Annotated in this window: 3 protein-coding genes; 1 reads left to right on the top strand and 2 read right to left on the bottom strand. The window is 38.2% G+C overall.

All coding sequences use genetic code 11. From position 1 onward, the window contains the following. The coding region (locus CK510_RS23685; protein ID WP_143289410.1) for a DUF4114 domain-containing protein at positions 1-1,482 on the bottom strand (1,482 nt) is incomplete at its 3' end. Positions 1,483-1,894: 412 nt separating this feature from the next. Here CK510_RS23685 and CK510_RS23680 point away from each other — a divergent pair. Beyond that, the gene (locus CK510_RS23680; RefSeq protein ID WP_095724018.1) at positions 1,895-2,497 is read left to right on the top strand and encodes a TIGR02466 family protein; all 603 of its coding nucleotides are present in this window, start codon (positions 1,895-1,897) and stop codon (positions 2,495-2,497) included. A gap of 82 nt (positions 2,498-2,579) precedes the next feature. Here the strand turns inward: CK510_RS23680 and CK510_RS23675 are convergent, their stop codons facing one another. Further along, positions 2,580-4,751, bottom strand: a complete 2,172-nt coding sequence (locus tag CK510_RS23675) for an alkaline phosphatase PhoX (RefSeq protein WP_095724017.1) — start codon at positions 4,749-4,751, stop codon at positions 2,580-2,582. Positions 4,752-4,831: the final 80 nt, after the last annotated feature.

Here is a 4,831-nt window from a genome sequence, read left to right as displayed (position 1 = left end):
GATTATTGCTGAACCAGTTTGGATGCCTTGGTTATTAGCAGCAAATTTCACAGCTTGTCCAGTGCTGGCATCCTTGAGAACGTTATTAATTGCAGCTTGGAGATAATCAGCTTGATTTGCAGAGTTAGGATTTAAACCACCAACTAAACCATCAGTGCTATCAACTGTATAGAAATAAACTTCGTTGTTGAAATCAGCTTCACGGTGAACGGAGAAATCAACTTTGATATTAGCGGATGCTTTAGTTAAATCCAATAATTCTGAGGAATTTTTTCCTTGTAAAGCACTTCCAAAAGGAACAGATTCATTACTTAACTCTAGAGAAAATACCATATCATTAAAGTCTTTATCACCTCCACCGATTTGGTCTTCCCAAGCAAAGTTAAATTTACCATTTCCTAAATTGTCTACCTTTAGCTGTGGAAAAGCATCAGAGCCAAATCTAGAACCTAAAAGAACTTTGCTAGTGGGGATTTGATTGCTGAGAATACCATCGGTAGTACCATTTTGTACCATGTAGAAAACAATGCGATCGCCACCTTTAATTCCTTCTACAATTCGAGAAATTTCATTAGACTTGAAACCATTAGGAGGGTTAGAAATTCCCGATAGTAATATCTGAGATTGTTTCAAAGCAAGTTTTAAATAAGCATCTTCATTTTGGGCAGTTAAGGAATTACCAGTATTAGGGTCAATAATTGTACCTTTGTTATCCTTGACAACAAAAAAACCAACTTCGTTGACGAAGTTAGCATCAATACTGGTAAGTTTGACTTTCAGATTTGTTTTAGCAGATGGAGAACCACCAATAGTAAATATATTGTCTTTGGTATCGATAATATTAGGAATATTAGGAATATTAGGAATATTAGGGATGTTAGGGATATTATCCGTACCGATTAATACATTTCCAGAATTAAAACTAGCAACTTGTGTATTTTTAACAATTGCAAGTTTTTTACCAGTTGCACTAATAATAGAGTCTGTTCCCTCTTGTGTAATTGTGAGGTCACTAAATTTACTTATCTGTTCCAAATCAACCCGAATTTTATCTAGTGTTGATTCAAAATCATTAATAGTATTGGGATTTTCTGGAGCTTCAACATTAGCAATCCAAAATATATCTAGACCAATACCACCAGTAAAGCTACTACCACCATCACCAGCATAAATTACATCATCACCATTATCACCAAATACCTGGTCATTAATATCAGGGAAAATTATATCATTATCGTCACCCCCATAAAGTTTATTATTTCCCTTCCCATCAGAATAGAGAATATCGTCTCCTTTATCCCCGTAAAGTTCATCTTCGGTATAGGCAAATAACTCATCATTTCCCTCACCACCACGCAGAATATTTTTTCCTATTCCGGTTGCAGCATCAAGAATATCATTTCCCGCTAAACCGAGTAATTCGTCATTACTCCCTAATGTTCTTAATTCATCCTTATTAGAAGTGCCATTAATAATAGCCATATTACTTCCTAAAATTTTTCTGATTGAATAAACTGTCGATAATTTTTAGATATTTAGATATTGAATAGCAATGCAAAATTTTTCATTCAGCTTAATTTGCTGTCGAGACTGGTAGATTATCCTACTTGTATCAATCATGAAAATAACAGATAAATGTATTAAAATAAGTCGTAATTTATCATTTATCTATCCCTGATATTGCGAATTGAATCATATCACTAAAATTCATTTTTCAGCATTAAGTCTACTCTCTTAAAGAGTTAAGTTTTGATTAAGAAAAAGATATATAAAAAAGACAGATTAAAATATCATCAATTCAATTAATTTATTATTTGCATTCACTTTTATGGTGTTGCATTTGTAATAAATTTATAATGCTGATACCTTTATCAATTCATAAACAAAAATCTTTATGTCTAGCTCTAGAAATGATTGGTTTCCTACTCCCATTTGGCATTTTACAGTCGATAACTATCAAAGATTAAATCCAATTTTGTTGCAAGAAATTGATGCAGAACAGCAACGCGATCGCAAAGGAGAGAAATGGTCAAATATACTCGGATGGCATAGTGTGAATAATTTACATGAACGCGATCGCTTCTCTGAATTCACCCAAATTATCCATAAAAATGTCCTGGAAGTCGCAACATTTTTACGTTGGGATTTACAGCAATTTTCCGTTAATATCACAACTTGCTGGGCAGTTGTCAATGGAAAACTGGCATCAAATTCCGTGCATAATCATCCAAATTCAATATTGAGCGGGGTTTATTATCTCAAAGCTCCAGATAACTGCGGGAGCATATTTTTTTCCGATCCTCGTCCAGCCTCACAGATGTTGATTCCCCCTGTGACTGAGTTTAATTTATGGACTTTTCCTAAGGTTAGTTATAAACCTCATGAAGGTACAATGTTATTGTTTCCCAGTTGGCTTTTGCATGGGGTAGACATGAATATGAGTGAAGAAGCTCGCATTTGTCTGAGTTTCAATATTGGTATGTCCCCTCTGAAATAACAAAAAAATAGGATGAGGATAGGTGGAACTAAGTTCTGCCCATCCTACATCTATACAATTAGTATTGTTCTTTCAATTGGTATTAGGCGAAAGTAAAGTTAGCAGAGGTTAAGCTAGAAGTATCAACCCCAGTTAATGTAGCGATCGCATTACCACCAAAAGCAATGGTGTTACCAGTACGGATTAAATCGGCAAAGCCGAAACTTGCTCCTTGGAAGCCAAGCACATCAGTACCAGCTTGGAAATCGAGTACGGTATTGGAGCTAGATGGAGCTTCAGCAGTAAATATCCAGAATTGGTCAGCACCAGCACCACCAGATAGGAAGTTGCCACCACCAGTACCAACAAAGAAGCGATCGCTGCCATCACCACCCAATGCACGACCATTGGAACCAAGGAAGAAGTCGTCATTCCCAGCACCACCAGAAGCACGGTAGCCACTAGCGTCTGTAGCTTCAAATATGTCATTACCCGATCCACCAAAAGCGCGATCGTTGTTAGCTACAAAAATAGTATCAGCGCCACTACCAGTGTCAATGCGGTTGCCACTGGCTAAAGCTCCACCAATGACGCTATCAACTGTGTCGTTACCAGCACCAGTAAAAACGATGTCATTAATACCATCAAAACCTGTGCTGATGCCTGCTTCGATTGTATCAGCACCAGAAGTAGCACCAGTAACTAAGGAAGAGCTTTGAATAAGTTTGGCAGTAGGAGCAATCAAGAATGATAGCTGACCGCCTTCAACCAGGTTTTCTTGTCTGGTTTTAGTTCCATCACCGTTGCCATCAATATTGGTTGCAGTGATAATTGTGCCATCACGAAGGCTGTGAGCCTGAACATCAAAGATAAACTGTGTACCAGGAGCATTACCAAACAGAGTAGAAACATCAAGAATACCGGAAGTTTCCCAGTTCCCGATATCATTTGGGCTAGGGTCTGTTTGACCCGCAGGTAAAGCAGAGCGATCAATTTGTGCAACTTTAGTTAAGCTGGCTGCTGGATTTGTAGCAGCAGGATCGAGAACGTAAATAGATGCTTCTTGCCCAGATGTTGCTCCCCAAATATTTGCTCCTAGTGCGCGGTCTTCTTGAATGTAGATTTTACCATTATCAGCCCAATCAAGGTTATCAGGACTACGTAAACCGAAGTCTTGTTTATCAGCATCGTTGCCATCATAAAGGATGTCAATTTTTGCGGTGATATTACCTGTATTAATGTTGTTAAAATCAACATCAATTTTGTAGGTTGTACCCCAAACATCTGGTCCAGCAGTAATACCAGTAGAAGCTAAAACAGCTTGAGTACCATCAAAAGGATTAGTGGCAACATCTTCAGGACGAGAGAATAGGAAGGCATTAACAGCGACAGCTAACTCGTTTTGCTTGGCTTGTGTGGCAAAACCTTGAGTGTCATAACCTGTAGTGTTTGCTTTTGTAGGATCGTAGTAAGCAATTTCTACAAACTTACCATTTGTGTTATTACCACTGCCTTTAAATTCGCCAGGATTAAGTTCAATTGCATCAGTAGCACTTGCTGGATCGTCAGCCACCCATACGAACAGTTTGCCCTGTGCTAAACCATTACGTTCAAGGAAACCACCAGCTTTTTTATCGCCAACATAGAGATATAAAGGCGCGTTATTTCTATCGTCACCAATTAAAAAAGCAACTTTGTCAGTGCGAGCTGTGTTTAATTCTGTGACGTTTTCCCATGCAGCACGACCGAATGCAGGTAGTGCATATAAAGTATTTGTTTGTGTATCTAAGGCGAATTGTGTGCCATTATTGGTTTCTTCACCAGTCATGAAAATACGATCAGCTAAACCAATACCAGCACCAAATTGGTTCGCTTCAAACAAAGCAGCAGAACAAAAACGTTGAATACCACCAAAATCTAAGTCAGAGGCTGCATCAACAACTTCACCTTTGCGGTTGATAATTTTGTCATGGGCAAGCCCAGCATCGGTAATTTGCAGTGTGCGCTTGTCAACATCAAAATAGTTAACTCTTGCACCAGGAAGTTGAGTACCGTTTGCCAAGGTGTATTTATAGCCTTCAGTAGCACCAACTTCATTTACAACCAATAAACGTACTGTGGTGTCATTAAGCGAAAAAGCACCAATACCATCGAGAATACCGGGGGGAACATAATCGCCAATTTTGTCGCCAACGGTAAAGATTGGATCGACTGTGTAACCATTTATTCCTTTAACTTGGGAAGGCTGAGTTGTGTCGAATGGTGTATTAGCCATGAAAAATAATCTCCCTAAAGTTTGATTGTTTAGATATCTTTTCGAGGCAATGGACTTAAACGATTACTATGTTACCTAGC

The organism is Brunnivagina elsteri CCALA 953, from assembly GCF_002289455.1.
Lineage (GTDB): Bacteria > Cyanobacteriota > Cyanobacteriia > Cyanobacteriales > Nostocaceae > Brunnivagina > Brunnivagina elsteri.
This window is presented reverse-complemented; position numbering and strand designations above follow the sequence as displayed.

Coding starts and splice junctions, on each gene's coding strand:
- CK510_RS23680 (WP_095724018.1), top strand. CDS start 1,895: ATGTCTAGCTCTAGAAATGATTGGTTTCCTACTCCCATTTGGCATTTT.
- CK510_RS23675 (WP_095724017.1), bottom strand. CDS start 4,751: ATGGCTAATACACCATTCGACACAACTCAGCCTTCCCAAGTTAAAGGA.